We start from the raw sequence: 17135 nt of genomic DNA, 5'->3' as shown, positions 1-17135 counted from the left end.
CGTGTTAGGGCCGAGTCCGTACAACCGATCGCATGCGAGCGAACATCGAAGTCAGCGGGCTGCGTAAACGATTCGGCCCGACCCTGGCACTGGACGGCATGTCGTTCACCGTCCTGCCCGGTCAGGTCACCGGGTTCGTCGGCCCCAACGGGGCGGGCAAGTCCACCACGATGCGGGTGATCCTCGGCCTGGACACGGCCGACGAGGGCCACGCGCTGATCGGCGGACGGCCCTACACCGGCCTGCCCGACCCGCTCACCCACGTCGGCGCGCTGCTCGACGCCGACGCGCTTCAACCGAGCCGCACGGCACGCGACCACCTGCTGTGGCTGGCCCACTCCCAGGGCCTGGACGGCAGGCGGGTCGACGAGGTGCTCCACCAGGTCGGGATGCGGACCGCCGCCCGGCGCAAGGCGGGCGGCTTCTCGCTGGGCATGCGCCAGCGACTCGGTATCGCGGCCGCGCTGCTCGGGGACCCGCCGGTGCTCATGCTGGACGAGCCGGTCAACGGCCTGGATCCCGAGGGCATCGTGTGGATGCGCGGCTTGCTGCGGTCGCTGGCCCGCGAGGGACGCACCGTACTGGTGTCCACCCATCTGATGAGCGAACTGGAGGACACCGCCGACCATCTCGTGGTGGTGGGCAAGGGCCGCGTCATCGCCGACACCAGCGTGGCCGATCTCATCACGACCGCCTCCCGCGGCCGGGTCACCCTGCGTACCGCCGCGCACTCGGAGGCCCTGTCCGCGCTGGGTCACGCCGGCGCCACGACGGCCGTGACCGACCGCGACACGATCGTCGTCTCAGGGCTGCCGCCGCAGCACATCGTCGCGGTACTCAACGCCAACGAGGTGCCGTTCTCCGAGGTGGCGACGCACCGAGTGACGCTGGAACAGGCCTACATGGACCTCACAGCCGACGCGGTCGAATACCGGGGAGCGGCACGATGAGCACTCCCCCCTCACGCTCCGCCGGGCGCGAGGACTTCCGGCGGCTGCTGCGCGCCGAGTGGACCAAGTTCAGGACGGTACGCGGCTGGGTGGTCACCATGAGCCTGGCCGCGCTGGTCACCGTGCTCATCGGGCTGCTGTCGGCCTCCGGCAGCCACACCTCCTGCAGCTCCGGCCCGGTCGAGGTAGCCTGCCCGCCGCCGCTGACAGGTCCGGGCGGCGAAGCGGTGGACGACAAGTTCTACTTCGTGCACCGGCCGCTGTCCGGAGACGGCGGCATCACCGTCCGCCTCACCTCCATGACCGGGCAGATCCGTAAACCCGATGTCACACCGGGGCGGCGTAACGTGGTTCCCGGCCTCGTGCCGTGGGCGAAGGCCGGAATCATGATCAAGGAGAGCGTCAGACAGGGCTCCGCCTACGCGGCGGTGATGATGACCGGCGAGCACGGGGTCCGGATGCAGCACGACTTCACTCACGACGTGGCCGGCCGGCCGGGTGGCGTCTCCCGGCAATCGCCACGCTGGCTCCGGCTGACCCGCTCCGGCGACACCCTCACCGGATACGAATCCACCGACGGTACGAACTGGACCCAGACCGGCATCGCAACCCTGGCCGGGCTGCCACAGACCGTCCAGATCGGCATGTTCGCCACATCGCCTGGAGATCTGACCGTCACACAGGGGGATCTCGGCGGGTCCGTCGCAGCGGTCCGCTTCACCGAGGCCACCGGCGAGTTCGACCAGGTCAAGCTTCAGGGCAACGTCTCCGGCACATGGCGCGACGACGACATCGGCGTCACCATCGCGCCCGACGGGACGAAGCACCACCCGGGCCGCGCCGGCCGGTCCGGCGGCACCTTCTCCGTAACCGGTGTCGGTGACATCGCACCGGCCATCGAGGGCTTGGCCTCCGAACACCCTCTCAGCGGCGCGCTGATCGGCCTGATCCTCGTGATCGCGGTGGCGGTCATGTTCGTCACCGCCGAATACCGGCACGGCCTCATCCGGACGACCCTGCTGGCCTGCCCGCGCCGCGACCGGATGCTGGCGGCCAAGGCACTGGTACTTGGCTCGACCACCTTCGCCGCCGCCCTGCCCGCCACCACGATCGCGTTCACGGTCGGCGGGCGGATTCTGCGCGACAACGGCAACGCCGTCCTCCCGGTGTCCCCGCTCACCCAGGTGCGCGTCATCGTCGGCATGGCGGCGTTGTTCGCGCTGGCCGCCGTGCTCTCTCTCGCCCTCGGCGCGCTGCTGCGGCGCGGCGTCGCGGCGGTCGTCACCGCCATCACGGTGATCGTGGTCCCGCACGTCCTCGCGGTCACCTCGGTCCTGCCCGACAGCGCCGCGCAGTGGCTGCTGCGCGTCACCCCGGCGGCCGGCTTCGCCGCGCAGCAGAGCATCCCGCAGTACGCGCATGTGCTCGGCCACTACGCGCCCATCGCCGGGTTCTACCCGCTGCCGCCGTGGGCCGGTCTGACCGTGCTGGCCGGCTATACAGCGCTCGCTTTCGGCCTGGCCGTCCTCCGGCTCAGCCGGAGGGACGCATGAGACGTCCTCATCTGCACCCTGCCTGGCGACGCGGGAGGAGTGCATGAGCAGGCATCTGCATGCGGAGTGGACGAAACTTCGCACCCTGCCCGATACCGGCCGACTGCTGCTCGCGATCGTGGTGCTGACCGTCGCCGTCGGCGTCGCGGCCTCCGCCGTCGTGTCGTGTTCCCCGGCTGCCTGCGGCCACGACCCCGCCAAGGTCATCTTTTTCGGGGTCCAGGTGAGCCAGGCCGTCGTCGCCGTCCTGGCCGTCCTGGCGATCACCGGCGAATACGACACCGGCATGATCCGCCTCACCCTGGCCGCCATGCCGCGCCGGACCGGCGTCCTGGCCGCCAAGGCGATCACCCTCGCCGGCGTGACCCTGATCACCGGGAGCGTCGCCGTGCTCGCCTCCGCGCTGTCCGTACCGCGCATCCTGCTCGGCAACGGCTTTCCCGCCGAAACGCTCGTCCTCACCAGCGCTCCCATGCTGCGCGCCGCCGCCGGGTCGGTCCTCTATCTGACGCTGATCGCCCTGTTCGGCCTGGGGGTCGCCACCATCGTCCGAGACTCCGCCACCGCCGTCGGGGTCGTACTCGGCCTGCTCTACCTCTTCCCCGCCCTCATCCTCATGGTCGCCGACGCCGGCTGGCAGCGGCTTCTCTGGCAGATCTCCCCGATGAACGCCGGGCTCGCCGTGCAGGCCACCACCGACCTCGCCACGCTCCCCCTCGGTCCATGGACCGGTCTGAGCGTACCGGCGGCCTGGGCGGCCGCCGCGCTCCTGGGTGGGGGGTTGTCTTTCTGGATGCGTGATGTGTGACCAACCGGCCATCTTTACGATGTAGATCAAATTGACCAAGCGGCCCGTGGGCCCTCAGCCGTGGAGCCGCGGCAGTACTTCGGCGCCCAACCGGCGGATGTTCTCCAGGGTGCGGGCGTGCTCGCCCGCACCCTCGACCATGAGGATCAGGTGCTCGAGCCCGGTCACCTCGCGGGTGCGCCTGATCGTCTCCACACAGTGGCCGGCGTCACCCACCGGATGGACATCGGTGAGGAAGTCGACGTACTCCCCCACGTCTCGCCCGGGCCGCCTGCGACCGTCCACCGGCACGTACCCCTTCAGGCCAGGCTCCAGCCAGCGGGGCATCGCGCTCCTCAGCTCGCGTACGGCCGCCGCCGTCGAGTCGGCGACGTATCCGACGACGGCGGCCACGTGCCGGACCGCGTCCGCGCCCGGTGAGGGCGACGCGACGGCTCCCTGCGCGGGCGGGAGCGCCGCCTCGTAGCCGGCGAGCATCGCGGCCTTGCCCGCGTCGTCCATGTGCATGCCGAGCAGCATCGGCAGTCCCCGCGTGGCCGCGAGCAGCGCCGTCTGCGGCGAGGTGCACGCCACGACGGGCCGCAGCGACGCCGCCGGTACCATCGCGACCTCACGGAAACGGAAGAACTCCCCCGCGGCCGACACCGTACGCTCCCCCAGTGCCCGGCACAGCAGGTCGAGCGACTCGGCGAAGCCGCGTTCGAATCTCGCCAGGCCGGTGCCGAAGACCTCAAGGTCCACCCATGGCCCGCCTCTGCCGACCCCCAGCGCGAAACGCCCGTCCGACAGGTGGTGCAACATCGCCGCCTGCTCGGCCAGCGCCACCGGGTGCTGCGTGGACAGCACGCTCACGGCCGTCCCCACCCCGATCGTCCGCGTGCCGCCGAGCGCCACCGCCGCCAGCGTGGCCGCCGACGGGCACACCCCGTACGACATGAAGTGGTGCTCGGCGATCCAGGCGTCGTCGAACCCCGCCTCCTCCGCCACCGCGATCGCCTCCACGCAGTCGCGCAGCACCTGTCCCTGCGGCCTGCCGGGGAAACCCGCCGCGACCAGGAAGATTCCGATCCGCATCCTGCCCATCGAACACCTCCGGCGTGGATCTCCTACGTGCGGTCCCGGGCCGCCTCGCCGGGCATGGTCGGCTCCGGCGCTCTCAGCCCGCGGGCCGGGTGAGGTGCCGGAGGATCAGGGAGGTGATCTCCCCGGGGCGCTCCATACTCGGCAGGTGCCCGGCCCACTCCAGGTGCACCGTCGTCACCGAGGCCAGTCTGTCGGCCAGGTGGCGGGCCGTCATCTGGAAGTAGGGCAGGTCGTGGGCGCCGCCGACCACCAGGGTGGGCATGGTCACCCGGTCCAGGTCGATCTCCCCCTCCAGCTGCGAAGGCTCGGGGTCGGCGGCGAGCTGGACCTCGAAGGCGTGGCGCTGCATGGCCATCTGCCCGGTGCGGGCCCGCCCGTCCGCCTCGGGGCCGAGCCAGGTGCGGGCGTTGAGCTCCACCGCGGCCTCGACCTCACCCGCCTCCAGCAGCCGGTCCTCCTCCTCGCCGAACACGACGAGGTCGGGGGTGGGTGGCAGCCCGCACCCCGGGTTGAGCAGCACCAGCCGGGAGACCAGGGCGGGATGTGCGGTGGCCACCTCCAGCGCGACCTGGCCGCCGTAGGAGGCCCCGACCAGCGCGGCCCTCTCCACCGCGAGGACGGCGAGGAGATCGGCCACGTCGCCGGGATCGGAGTAGGGGGTCTCGGAGGCGTACGGTGTGCGGCCGTAACCCCGCAGATCTGGCCGGATCACTCGGAAGCGGGCGGTCAGCGCCTCCCACTGCGGGTCCCACATCCGTGAGTCGGCGGCGCTGGAGTGCAGCAGCACCACGGCCTCGCCCGCTCCCGCCTCGTCGTAGGCGAGCGTCATCGGGCCTCAGGAGAACGAGGGTCGTGCGAGGTGAGCAAGAGCATTCGGCCATCGTCGCGGCTGTTTCCGCTCTCCGCAATCGGTTAACCGCAGGGGTACGGTCCCTGAAGCAGGCGAGCCGGGCGGGGGCAGGAGCAAGCCGGAGGAGCCGGACCGGCCGAGGACGAAAGCGGGCCGGACGGCCCGAGGTCCACGAGCGGACCGAAGGACGAGGGCGGGCCGGCTCCGCGAGTGCGCGGTCGACGCGAGTCCGGTGCGAGGAGCGGGCGGGGCCGCCCTCAGCCGGGATCCGTGCCGTACAGCGCGGCGAGGTCGGCTACGGTGGCGGCCATCCGCTCGCGCAGCTCGGGTGGCTCCAGGACCTCGATGTCGGCGCCCAGGCTCAGCAGCTGCCAGTGGGCTTGCTTGGCGGACTGGATCGGCAGGCGCAGCACGACCCAGCCGTGCTCGTCGGGCGGGTCCGCCTTGGCCAGCGCGGCCTCGGCGACCTCCGCGCCCACCGTGTGGCGCAGCATCCTCTCGTTGCCCGGCGCCATCCGCACCACGGCCTCACCGGTGTGCATCCGCTCGCGGAAGCCGGCGGTGTAGTCGCGCCAGAAGGCGGGCAGGTCGAAGTCGGCGGGACGCTCGAAGTGCCCCTGGGCGAGCTCGGCGCTCAGGATCCGCGACACCCGGTAGGTGCGTGGTCCTCCCTCACCGGCGCTCGCCACCATGTACCACGCCCCGCCCTTGAGGACCAGGCCGTACGGGTGGGCCAGGCGCTCGACGTCGCGAGGCCCCCAACGGCGGTAGGTCATCCGCAGCGGCCGCTGCTCCCACACCGCTTCGGCCACCTCCCCAAGGAAGGGGGCCGAGTCGGCGTCGCCGTACCAGCCGGGAACGTCCAGGTGGAAGCGCCGGCGCATCCGGGAGGCGAGCGAGCGCGGCTCGGGAGGAAGCGCGGCGAGCATCTTCAGCTCGGCGTTGGCCGCGACCTCGGCCAACCCCAGGTCGGCGGCCGGTCCCGGCAGTCCGGCCAGGAACAGGGAGGAGGCCTCCTCGGCGGTCAGCCCGTTGAGACGGGTGCGATAGCCGTCCAGCAGGCGGTATCCGCCGACGGGGCCGCGGTCGGCGTAGACCGGCACCCCGGCCGCCGACAGCGCCTCCACGTCCCGGTAGACCGTGCGGACGGAGACCTCCAGCTCCTCGGCCAGCTCGGTGGCCGTCATCCGACCGCGGCTCTGCAGGAGTAGCAGCAGTGAGAGCAGACGACTCGCGCGCATGGCGGCCATTGTCCCGCACGTTTGCCAATCTCACACAGCCTATGTTCAAATGAACACGTGGAGAGTAACAATCGCATTCGCGCGATCATGTCGGCACTGCGCGCCAGCGACGTCGTCTCGGTCGCGGAGCTGGCTGTCGAGCACGCCGTCTCTGAGATGACCATCCGCCGCGACCTCGACGAGCTCGCCCAGCAAGGCGTGGTCAGGCGGGTGAGGGGTGGCGCGGTGAGCCTGCTGCTGCGCGGCGAGGAGCCGCCCTTCGGGGTGCGCGAGCGCGAGGCGGTGGAGGCCAAGCGACGGATCGCCGCCGAGGTCGCGGCCCTGCTCGCCGACGGGGAGGCCGTGCTGCTCGACAGCGGCACCACCTCCCTGGAGATCGCGCGCGTGATCCGCGACCGCCGTCTCACGGTCCTGCCGCTCTGCCTGCAGTCGGCCACCGAGCTCAGCTCGGCCTCCCGGATCCGCCTGGTGCTCCCCGGAGGTGAGGTCCGCCCGGGCGAGCTGAGCTTCACCGGCCCGCTGACGGAGAGCGCCATCCGGTCCCTGCGCTTCGACACCGCGGTCATCGGCTGCTGCGGCCTGTCCGCCGAGCACGGCCTCACCGCCCACGACCTGTCCGACGTCGCCGTCAAGCAGGCGGCGATCGCCTCGGCCCGGCGCGTGATCGCGGCAACCGACTCCGGCAAGTTCACCCGCACCGCGTTCGGCGCCGTCTGCCCGCTGGACCGCCTCGACATGGTCATCACCGACACCGCGCTGCCCCCCGCCGAGCACGACGCCATGATCGCCGCAGGCGTCGCCGTCCGCACGGTCTGACCCACACGACCTGAATCACACGCCTGATCCGCATCACCTGCGCCGCCGCCCCTGTCCCCCTCGATCCGCATCACCTGGTCCGCACCGTCCGAACCATGCCGTCCGCCCCACGTCGCCCGACCCCGGCGACCGGCCGGAACCGGAATCCTCGCTCGGCGAACCCGCCGGAGACGCAACGGCCCACCCGCCCTCCTCCGATCCGCACCGTCCGACTGGAGCCCTCCCCCATGCACGTCACCACCTTCGACCGGGCCGCGCTGCTACGCGGCCGGGTCGCGGTCTATCTGCTCTTCCTGCTCTCGGGCATGTCCATCGGCACCTGGACGGCGCGCATCCCGTCGATCAAACAGGGGCTGGGGCTGAGCGAGGGCGAGCTCAGCCTCGGGCTGCTCGGCATCGCCGCCGGGGCGATCGCCGGCATGCAGGTGGTCGGCCGCCTGGTCGACCGCCACGGCAGCGTCAAGGTGATGCTGCCGATGGCCTTCGCGCAGGCCCTCGTGCTGATCCTGCCCGCCTTCATGCCGAACCTCGTCGGCCTCGCCCTCGCGCTGTTCGCCTTCGGCGCGGTGCACGGCACGCTGGATGTGGCGATGAACGCCAACGCCGTCGAGGTCGAGCAGGCCACGGGCCGTCCGATCATGTCGTCCTTCCACGCCGTGTTCAGCATCGGCGGCTTCCTCGGCGCCGCCGCGGGAGGGCTGCTCGCCCAGGCCGCGTTCAGCCCCGGGCAGACGTTCACCGCGGCCGCCGTCGTGATCGTCGCGCTCGCGCTCTGGGCCACCCGCTGGGCGCTGTCCCTGACCGCGCACACCGCCCCCACCGGGACGGGGGCGGCGGCCGGCGGCGGAAACGGAGGCGGTGGGGTGCTGCTGCTGGGCGTCCTCGCCTTCTGCTGCATGATCGGCGAAGGGGCCGCGGCCGACTGGAGTTCGGTCTATCTGCGCGAGAGCCTCAACAGTTCCGACGGGTTCGCCGCGGTCGCCTACGCCGCCTTCTCGATCATGATGACCGCGGGCCGTCTCGCCGGCGACAGGCTGGCAGCCCTGCTGGGACCGGTGAACCTGGTGCGCGCGTGCGGGGCGTTGGCCGCCTCCGGGCTCGGCTTCGGCCTGCTCGCCGGAAACCAGATCGCCGCGGTGATCGGTTTCGGCTGCTTCGGGGCCGGCCTGTCCTGCATCGTCCCGCAGGTCTTCTCCGCGGCCGGTAGACGTGACCCGGCCCGCGCGGGAAAGGCGCTGGCCAGGGTGGCGAGCCTGGGGTACGTGGGATTTCTCAGCGGGCCCGTGCTGATCGGCGGTGCCGCCGAGCTGGTCGGCCTGCCTCGCGCGCTCGCCATTCCCGCTCTGCTCGCTCTTTTCGTCGCACTGGCCGCGAGAGCGCTCAGGACCCCGGCCTTTACAAAGTAGATCAAAAAAGCGCACCCCGCCGGACGGTCAAAGAAGTGACAGTGCCCGGGCGGCGACCCCGGCCATGCCCAGGCGTTCGGCCAGGCGCAGCGCACGGCGCAGCAGATGGGCGGCCTCCCCGCCGGGATCCCTCGCCTCCTCCCCCACCGAAGCCGCTGCCAGGGCCCCTGACGAGTCCGCTACGAAGCCTTCCGCTGCGTCCCCGCGGGCCTCCCGAGAAGAATCCGCGCCGTCTCGCACCAGCAGAGCCCTGGCGCGGTCGAGGTGAAGGTGCGCGATCAGCGGGGAAGCGGCGTCGGCGAGCAGCAGCGCCTCGTCGAAACAGCGCAACGCCTCCTTCGCGTCCCCCTCGGCCAGCGCGAGCAACCCGAGATAGCGCTCGGCCGGCCCCAGCAGGATCGCCGGCCATCCGGCGAGCGCGATCTGCCCTCGGTGGGCCGACAGACGCCCTCGCACCAGAGCGGCGCACCGCGACAGTTCGGGGTCGCCGTGCCCCGCCTCGATGAGAAGCGCGCACGACTCGGCCAGCAGGGCGAGCGTCGGGACCGACCACCCCTCGGGCGGCAGCGCGCCGAGATCGGAGGTCTCGCGGAAGAACGCCCTCAGCCGGTCCCTCGCGTCCTCGTGCCCGCCGAGCTCGCAGAGCGCCAGGATGAGCGCCGCGCGCCAGATCGGGAAGTACTCGTACTCGACCGCCTGCCTGGCGAGCCCGGAGTCGAAGATCTCCCCCAGCCGTCCCTGCTCGCGCAGCAGCCAGTAGTGCTGCGCGAGCAGGGTCTGCCGCAGCGTGTCGGCGAAGACCGTCTCGCCCTCGCTCTCCTCGTCCAGTCGACGCCACTCGGCCAGGACCCGCTCCTCGGCCCGGCCGAACTCCCCCTGCCAGACGTCCATCAGCGTGTCCAGGGTGTTCTGCAGCCAGGTGCCGAAGACCCGGTGGTTGCGCGCGACGTGCCTGCGGTGACCGGCCACGGTGGCGGCGGCCTCTCTCAGACGGCCCAGCCGGAGCCGGTCGACCGTGAGGGCGACCATGGCCTCGCTGCGAAAGTGCGCCGACGCCGCCTCGATGCTCGCCTCCCTGAGCCGTTCGGCGATGCCCAGCAGCTCTTTCGGCGGCGCGAAATCGTACAGGCCCCATCTGCACTCGTTGAGCACCTCGCAGCGGATGAGCGGCCCGGCCCCCGACCTCTCCAGCTCGCCCAACGTCGCGCGGGCCAGCTCCACTCCGGGCCGCAGGCCCTCGTATGTGGGGTCGAGGCTGTCGCTGACCGCCATGGTCAGCTTGTGGGCGAGGTGCGCCTGCAGTTGCAGCCGTAGCGCGACCGCCTCCTCACCGATGTCGTCGCGCAGCGCCTCCAGGCTGCTGCCCAGCACGTGCAGCAGTTGCCGGTCGGCCTGTCCGGGGGCCGACCAGCGGCGCGCCAGCCTGATGGCCGCCACCGCCGCGAGCCTCGGCAGTTTCTCGCCGTCGCGATGGGCCCGCAGGTACAGGCGCTCGGCCTCCTCCAGGTCACCGGCGTCGGTGCGCGCGTCCCCCAGCGTGATCAGCAGGCCGACCCGGATCTCGGCGTCGCACCGCATTCCCAGCCCGGCCAGTGCCCAGGTGATCGCCCCCTCGGTGGCGAAGCCGCGTTGCTGTGCCCGCGCGGCGCCGAGGCAGGCCGCGGCGACGCGTTCCTCCGGCAGCCCGCTTCCCGAGGAGCGGGCGTGTTCCGCGACGCGTACCGGCAGCGCCGGGTCGATCCAGCCGTCGCCGCTCATCCGCGCCGCCCGCTCGTCCAGGATCTCGAACGCCCGCCGGTGCAGTTCCATCGCGAGTGCCGGGTGGTGCCTCAGCTCCCGCAGCAGGCTCTCCCTGATCGTGTCGTGGCCGAAGCGCAGCCCCTGGTGGTCGATGAGCGTTCCGGCCGTCACGGCCACCGCGCGCCTGCGGTTCGCCTCATCGGTGTCGATCTCCAGCATCTCCGCGACGAGATCGGGGTCGATCTCCCTGCCCAGGGCGGTGACGGCCGCCGCGGCGAACCAGCGGAACATCGGGCTGGAGGCGGTGTCGTGCCCGGGGAGGTCGCGGGGCAGGTCACCGGCCTCGGTGATCCGGCACAGCTCCAGCGGCAGCCCTTTGGTGCCGTCCATCGCCCTGCCGGTCTCCGCGCGGGTCGGTTCGCGGCCCCAGGTCGCGCCCAGCCATTCCGCCACCTCCTCGATCCCCAGCCGTGACAGCGTCAGCACGTCCATCCGCCCTCGCCAGCGCGACGGCTCCGAACGGTCGGTGAGCACGAAGCCGACGGGAGTCTCGCCGAGCCTCCCGAGCTTCCCGAGGGCCTCTCGCACCTTGTGCAGCAGGTCCTCGGCGTCGGAACGGAGCAGGTGGGCGTCATCGAAGACGACGAGCAGGCCGGCGCCGCAGGTCAGGCGCAGCAGGGCGACCAGCAGGTCGACCAGCCGCCGCGGGTCGCGTTCGTGGCCGGGTCCGCCGAGCGAGACGAACAGGCCCGCCGACATCAGTCCCTCCAGCGTCTCGCGCTCCTCGGGGCCGATCGGGACGGCCGGGCCGGCCAGGTCGCGCCGCAGATCCTCCCACAGGGTCCCGACCAGTACCCGCCACGGCTGGAGGTCGCCGAGTTCCTGGCACGGGACGGTCACCATGCGCACCTTCGGTGGCAGCAGCACGGCCAGCTCCTCCACGAGCCTGGTCTTGCCGACTCCGGGTACGCCGCAGACGGCCAGGGCCACCGGCTCGCCGCGTCCGAGCCGTCCGGCCAGGGTGGACAGCAGCAGGATCTCGTCCCTGCGGCCGATCAGGACCCGCGGGGCGCCGTGACCGTAGGCGCGGGCGGCGGGGGGTGACGGCGGGTGGCCGAGGCCGTGACCGCGCAGGGCCAGCAGGTCCTGCGCCCGGCTCACCGCGTCGTCCCCGGGGGAGATCGCGCGGCGCCGCTCGATCATCTCCCTCGCGACGACCGCTCCTTCGTCGCGCAGCGCGATGAGGAAGCGCAGCAGCCACAGCGGGCCGCTGTCCTGCTGCCCGTCGGCGAGGACCTCGCCGGTGAGGAATTCCGCGTCGCCCAGCAGGTCGAGCCGGATGGCGACGCGGGCGATGAGCCTGATCAGCTCACGGCGCCGCTCCCTCAGCCCGGCGTGGTAGCTCTCGCAGACCCTGGGCGGGATCCACGCGCCCGCCAGCGACGCGAACGGGTCGCCGGACCACTGCCCGAGCGCCTCTCTCAGCGTCCGCAGGGACGCGGCGAGGTCGCCCTGTTCCAGCAGTGTCCGTCCGTCGCGCAGGTAGGCCTCGAAGCGCCGGGTGTCGACGGTGGCGGCGAGGCGTCCTGGCGCGTCCTCGACCAGCTCGTAGACGTGTGAGCGCCTGGCCCCGGGGATGTCCAGCCCACTGCCGCGCAGCAGTGCGCGCAGCCGCGAGACGGGCGGTGCCACCTCCACGTGCCGGTCCGCGGCCGGTTCGGACAGCCCGGAGGCCAGGGCGGCCGGGGAGATCGGGCCGCGGGCGGAGACCAGCATGGCCAGCGTCTTCGCCAGCTGCGGGTTGATCTCCTGCGGCACTCCGTCGATCACGATGTCCACGGTGCCGAACAGCCTGATCTCGAAGCTCGCCACATCCACCGCCCAAAAGGATCGATTCGTGTTTTTCCGGCGACGGCTCCGGCTGCAAGGTCATCGCAAGGTTGTTCGCCGCATCGTGGAGATGAGCGCGGAAACCGGCTCGAAGCGCTCGACAACGATGTCACAGGAGACGCCCTCATGGCCAAGATCGAGGACTTTTCCGTCGGCCCGCTGGACGACGGCCAGCTGAAAAAGGCCAGAGAGAATATTCGGCGCGAGAGAAGTGCAGGATCAGATAAACCACTAAGTGTGGCAATAATGGGACAAACAGGAGTAGGTAAGACGTCTCTCCTGAACAGCCTTTTCGGTACCGATCTCGCCGTCGGCCACGTCCGGCCGGTCACCCGGAGACCGGAACCCGTCTCGGTGGCCGGCACCTCACGTCACATGCTGACCTTCTGGGACATGCCAGGCATCGGGGAGTCCGACGCCGCCGACGAGACCCACCTGGCCATGTATCTGGAGAGACTGATCCACTGCGACGTCGCCATCTGGGCCTGCCACGCCGACAGCCCTTCCACCGCCTATGACGAGCAGTGCCTGCGCAGGCTGCTCGACACCGTCGCGATCGAGACACGACGGCTCATCATGAGCAAGCTCACCTTCGTCCTCACCAAGGCTGACGTGCTCGCCCCTCCCCCGTGGATCTTCGACATGCGCGGGGACCGGGGCACCTTCGGCCCCGGCGGGGCGCTGCTGCGTCGCCTGGAGGAGAAGGCCGCCTACTACGAGAGCGTCTTTCTCGAACCCCGCGCCGACCTGCTCCTGGCGAGCACCTACGGCACCGGGGAGTTCACCGTCTCCGATGAGAGGCTCGGCTTCGACCGCCGGGGGGTTCACTACCGCGGTTATTTCTCCCAGCAGGTGTGCGACACCTACTCGGAGCGCTATCCGGCGCACCGGGAGGTCTTCTCCCGGCTGCGCGACAACCATCGGGTGCTGCCCTGTTCGGCGCTGTTCAGGTTCAACCTCACAAGGCTGATGACCGGCGTCGTGAACAGGCTCGGTCCCAGCGCCGTCTTCCGCTTCCGGCGCCTTCTCCAGGAGGTGGAGGAACTCACCGAGGTGCCGGTGTCCACGGCGCGCACGTACGGCAATCTGATGATCTGGGACGGTGAACGCGGCACCAAGGCGTTCGACCTCGCCGAGATCCCCCTCTGAGCGGAAGAGGAGGATCCCGGCGGCGGCCGGAGCGGAGGGTCAGGCCGTACGGAGCCAGACGGCGGTGTCGGAAGGAAGAAGGTTCTCCTCCAGCGGGCCGCTGGCGAGCAGGACCGACTCGTGGGCGGGCAGGGTCACCGGCTCCGCGCCGAGGTTGACCACGCAGACCAATCCCGACTCCCGGCGGAAGGCCAGCACCCCGTCCCGCGCCTCCAGCCAGGTCAGCGTGCCGTCGCCGAGCAACTCGCGGCGCAGGTGCAGCCCGGCGCGGTAGAGGGTGAACATGGACGTGGGGTTGGCGGCCTGGGCCTCGGCCGTCAACGCCTTCCACTCCAGCGGCTGCGGCAGCCACGCCTGCCCGGCGCCGAACCCGAACGGCGGCTCGTCCCCCGACCACGGCAGCGGCACCCGGCAGCCGTCGCGGCCCGGGTCGGTGCGGCCAGAACGCACCCAGATCGGGTCCTGGCGCAGTTCGCCGGGGATGTCCTCGACCTCCGGCAGTCCCAGCTCCTCACCCTGGTAGACGTAGAGCCCGCCGGGGAGCGCCATCGCCAGCAACGCCGCCGCCCGGGCCCTGCGCTCACCCAGCACCGGGTCGGCGGGCATGCCGTGCTTGCGGTCGGCGTGGCTGAAGGAGGTGTCGGCCCTGCCGTACCTGGTCACCGGACGGGTCACGTCGTGGTTGGACAGCACCCAGGTGGGGGGCGCTCCCAGCGGGACGTGCGTGGCCAGGGTGAGGTCGATCGACCCGCGCAGCGCGGCCGCGTCCCAGGCGCACGCCAGGAAGTCGAAGTTGAACGCGGTGTGCATCTCGTCCGGGCGCAGATACCGGGCGAACCGCTCCTGGTCGGGCAGCCACACCTCGCCGATCAGGATCCGGTCGTCGTACTCCTCGGCCACCCGGCGCCAGCCGCGGTAGATCTCGTGGACCCCGTCGAGGTCGGTGTAGGCCTCCTCGCCGCCCAGGCTGTCCATGTCCTTGACCAGCAGGGCGGCCGAGTCGATCCTGATGCCGTCCACGCCCCGGTCGAACCAGAACCGCAGCACGTCGTGGAACTCCTCGACGACCTCCGGGTTGTCCCAGTTGAAGTCGGGCTGTTCCGGCGCGAACAGGTGCAGGTACCACTCGCCGTCGGCGATCCGGGTCCACGCCGGCCCACCGAAGATCGACTGCCAGTCGTTGGGCGGCGACTCGCCGCTCTCGCCCCGTCCCCGGCGGAAGTGGAAGCGTTCGCGCTCGGGTGAGCCCGGTCCGGCCTCCAGCGCCCGCAGGAACCACCGCTGCCGGTCGGATCCGTGGTTGGGCACGATGTCGGTGATCGTCTTGATCCCCAGGGCATGCGCTTCGGCGATGAACTGCTCCGCCTCGGCGAGTGTGCCGAACAACGGCTCGATGTCACGGTAGTCGGCCACGTCGTACCCACCGTCGGCCATCGGCGACGGGTACCAGGGGTTGAGCCAGATCGCGCCGACGCCCAGGTCGGCGAGGTACGGCAGGCGCGCGCGCAGTCCCGCGAGGTCGCCGACGCCGTCGCCGTTGCCGTCGGCGAAGCTCCGGAGGTAGACCTGGTAGATCGCGGCTCCCCGCCACCACGTTTCGGACATGCTGGAACAACTCCTTAGTAAGCGTAGGTGGGTGACGAGGTCAGCCCTTGAGGCTGCCGGCGGTGAGACCGGCCATGATGCTGCGCTGGAAGACAAAAAAGACGATCATCGTCGGGATGCTCGCGATCACCAGCGAGGCGATCAGCACGTTCTGCGGCATCTGCGCCGAAAGGGAGGCGATGCCCACGCTGATCGTCATCTTCTCCCCGTCCGGCAGCACCAGCAGGGGCCAGACGAAATCCTTCCAGACGTTCACCACCGAGAGGATGGACACCACGCCGAGGATCGGCCGGGAGACGGGGAGCACGATCGACCACAGGATGCGCACCGGAGAGGCGCCGTCGATCTGCGCGGCCTCCAGTAGTTCCCTGGGGATCGAGTCGAAGAAACGCTTGAGCAGGAAGACGAAGAACCCGTTGGCCGCGGCGGGAAGCCAGATCACCCAGGGGGTGTTCAGCAGGTCCCAGCCGAAGATCGGCATGTCCTTCACCGTCAGGTAGGCGGGCAGCAGGATGACCATCGGCGGGATCATGAGCGTGGCGAGCATCATGCCCAGGACCACGTTGCCCAGCACCGGCCGCAGCTTCGACAGCGCGTAGGCGGCCGAGACGTCGACGGCGAGCGTGAACAGCCAGGCGCCGCCGGCGTAGACGACGGTGTTGGTGAGGAACAGCCCCAGGTCCAGCTGGTCCCACGCCTCGGCGTACACCCCGAGGTCGAAGGAGGTCGGGAAGAAGCTCGGCGGGATCTGGGCGAGTTCCTCCGGGGTCTTGAGCGCGCCGGTGACCATCCAGTAGAGCGGGAAGACGAACACGGCGGTGAACAGGAGCACCACCGCGGTCAGCACGACGCGGTAGATCAGCCGCCCGTGCGGGGTGGTGAGGGTGTGCGGGGAGACCAGGCTGCGCACCTCCCGCGCCGCCTCCCTGGGCCTGCGCGGCCGCCCGCCCCTCTTTCCCCCGCCGGGTTCCTGCGACCGGACGGGAGCCGGGCGAGCAGGTTGCACGGTGAGGTTCGACATCGGCGCTTGCCTCCTTAGCTCTGGTTGTCCCGCGACAGGCGCAGGTAGAAGGCGGAGAACACCATCAGCACGACCATGAGCATCAGCCCGAGCGCGCCTCCGGCGCCGAAGTCACCGAAGTTGAAGGCGTACTGGTACATGAGGTAGGCGACGGTGAGCGTCGCGTTCTCCGGGCCGCCGCCGGTGAGCAGGTACGGCTCGATGAAGACCTGCATGGTCGCCACGATCTGCAGCAGCAGCATCACCAGCAGGATGAGCCTGGTCTGCGGGATCGTCACATGCCAGACCCGCCGGATGAGCCCCGCGCCGTCCAGCTCCGCGGCCTCGTACAGCTCGCCGGGGATGCTCTGCAGCGCGGCGAGGTAGATCAGCGTGCCGGTTCCCAGGTTCATCCAGGTGGAGACGACGACGAGGGAGACGAGCGCGGTGTCGGTGGAGTCGAGCCAGCTCAGGGCCGGCAGGTGTGCCAGGTCCAGGATCTGGTTGAACAGGCCCGCTCCCGGGTCGTAGAACCACTTGAACAACAGCACCCCGACGGCGGGCGGCAGCATCACCGGCAGGTAGACGACGAACCTCAGGTAGGCCCGCGCGTGACGCAGCTCGTTCAACACGATCGCCGCCACGAACGGGACGAGGTAGCCGAACACGAGCGCCAGGCCGGTGAAGGCGAGGGTGTTGAGCCACGCCTGGGCGAACGCCGAGTCCTCCGTCACGGTACGGAAGTTCTCCAGGCCGACCCAGGTGGGCTCGTCGACGAAGTTCGTCTGCTGGAAGCTGAGCAGGACCTCCCTCACCATGGGGTACCAGGAGAAGAAGGCGAAACAGATCAGCGCCGCGCACAGGAACCCGTATGCGGTCAGGTTGCGCCGCACTCCTTGCCGCAAGGCTCCCGGCTTCCGCCTTCGTGGACCTTTCACGGTCATTGTGGTCATCGGTTGACTCCCGATATCGACATGAGTGCCGGGGTGGGGGCGCCAAGGCGCGCGACCCCCGCCACAACCGGGGCGCACGCCAAAGGCGACA

General features: G+C 70.9%; 13 protein-coding genes. 6 read left to right on the top strand and 7 right to left on the bottom strand.

Annotated elements, in window-relative coordinates; all coding sequences use genetic code 11:
* The first annotated feature begins 32 nt into the window (after positions 1–32).
* From AB0B96_RS31660 to AB0B96_RS31650, 3 genes are read left to right on the top strand one after another with little or no spacing between them, the layout of a single operon-like run.
* Positions 33–950 (top strand): ATP-binding cassette domain-containing protein, encoded by a 918-nt coding sequence (locus AB0B96_RS31660; RefSeq protein WP_362904599.1) that lies wholly within the window; start codon positions 33–35, stop codon positions 948–950.
* The gene (locus AB0B96_RS31655) at positions 947–2503 is read left to right on the top strand and encodes a hypothetical protein (RefSeq protein WP_362904597.1); all 1557 of its coding nucleotides are present in this window, start codon (positions 947–949) and stop codon (positions 2501–2503) included. The genes AB0B96_RS31660 and AB0B96_RS31655 overlap by 4 nt, the downstream gene beginning before the upstream one ends.
* A 43-nt stretch (positions 2504–2546) precedes the next feature.
* Positions 2547–3311, top strand: coding sequence for an ABC transporter permease (locus tag AB0B96_RS31650; RefSeq protein ID WP_362904596.1), 765 nt, complete (start codon positions 2547–2549; stop codon positions 3309–3311).
* 54 nt (positions 3312–3365) lie between these two features.
* Here the strand turns inward: AB0B96_RS31650 and AB0B96_RS31645 are convergent, their stop codons facing one another.
* From AB0B96_RS31645 to AB0B96_RS31635, 3 genes are all read right to left on the bottom strand, one after another.
* Entirely contained in the window at positions 3366–4385 is a 1020-nt protein-coding gene (locus AB0B96_RS31645) for an LLM class flavin-dependent oxidoreductase (RefSeq protein WP_362904594.1), read from the bottom strand.
* Positions 4386–4467: 82 nt separating this feature from the next.
* Entirely contained in the window at positions 4468–5223 is a 756-nt protein-coding gene (locus tag AB0B96_RS31640) for an alpha/beta hydrolase (protein WP_362904592.1), read from the bottom strand.
* Positions 5224–5501: 278 nt separating this feature from the next.
* On the bottom strand, positions 5502–6485 hold the full coding sequence (locus AB0B96_RS31635) for a YafY family protein (protein ID WP_362904590.1): 984 nt from the start codon (positions 6483–6485) through the stop codon (positions 5502–5504).
* A 57-nt stretch (positions 6486–6542) separates the two neighbouring features.
* Between AB0B96_RS31635 and AB0B96_RS31630 the strand changes: the two genes are divergently transcribed.
* A complete protein-coding gene (locus AB0B96_RS31630) occupies positions 6543–7301 on the top strand; it encodes a DeoR/GlpR family DNA-binding transcription regulator (RefSeq protein WP_350949898.1) in 759 nt (252 codons plus the stop codon).
* Between the two features lie 227 nt (positions 7302–7528).
* Positions 7529–8707, top strand: coding sequence for an MFS transporter (locus AB0B96_RS31625; RefSeq protein ID WP_362904588.1), 1179 nt, complete (start codon positions 7529–7531; stop codon positions 8705–8707).
* A gap of 27 nt (positions 8708–8734) precedes the next feature.
* Here AB0B96_RS31625 and AB0B96_RS31620 read toward each other — a convergent pair whose 3' ends face one another.
* The gene (locus tag AB0B96_RS31620; RefSeq protein ID WP_362904586.1) at positions 8735–12325 is read right to left on the bottom strand and encodes an AAA family ATPase; all 3591 of its coding nucleotides are present in this window, start codon (positions 12323–12325) and stop codon (positions 8735–8737) included.
* A gap of 138 nt (positions 12326–12463) precedes the next feature.
* Here AB0B96_RS31620 and AB0B96_RS31615 point away from each other — a divergent pair, with 138 nt between their 5' ends.
* On the top strand, positions 12464–13486 hold the full coding sequence (locus AB0B96_RS31615) for a GTPase (RefSeq protein WP_362904584.1): 1023 nt from the start codon (positions 12464–12466) through the stop codon (positions 13484–13486).
* Positions 13487–13525: 39 nt separating this feature from the next.
* On the opposite strand, the gene AB0B96_RS31610 is transcribed toward AB0B96_RS31615, so the two are convergent.
* From AB0B96_RS31610 to AB0B96_RS31600, 3 genes are read right to left on the bottom strand one after another with little or no spacing between them, the layout of a single operon-like run.
* Positions 13526–15091, bottom strand: a complete 1566-nt coding sequence (locus AB0B96_RS31610) for a glycoside hydrolase family 13 protein (RefSeq protein ID WP_362904582.1) — start codon at positions 15089–15091, stop codon at positions 13526–13528.
* Positions 15092–15131: 40 nt separating this feature from the next.
* Positions 15132–16112: a carbohydrate ABC transporter permease gene (locus tag AB0B96_RS31605; protein WP_362904580.1), complete on the bottom strand. Its 981-nt coding sequence runs from the start codon at positions 16110–16112 to the stop codon at positions 15132–15134.
* A 14-nt stretch (positions 16113–16126) separates the two neighbouring features.
* Positions 16127–16984 carry a sugar ABC transporter permease gene (locus AB0B96_RS31600; RefSeq protein ID WP_362904578.1) on the bottom strand — a complete coding sequence of 286 codons (858 nt, stop codon included), beginning with the start codon at positions 16982–16984 and terminating at the stop codon, positions 16127–16129.
* Positions 16985–17135 lie beyond the last annotated feature (151 nt).

The sequence above is a fragment of the Streptosporangium sp. NPDC049046 genome, from assembly GCF_040649155.1.
GTDB lineage: Bacteria > Actinomycetota > Actinomycetes > Streptosporangiales > Streptosporangiaceae > Streptosporangium.
The sequence above is the reverse complement of the archived record's forward strand: the minus strand, read 5'-3'. Positions and strand labels throughout refer to the sequence as shown.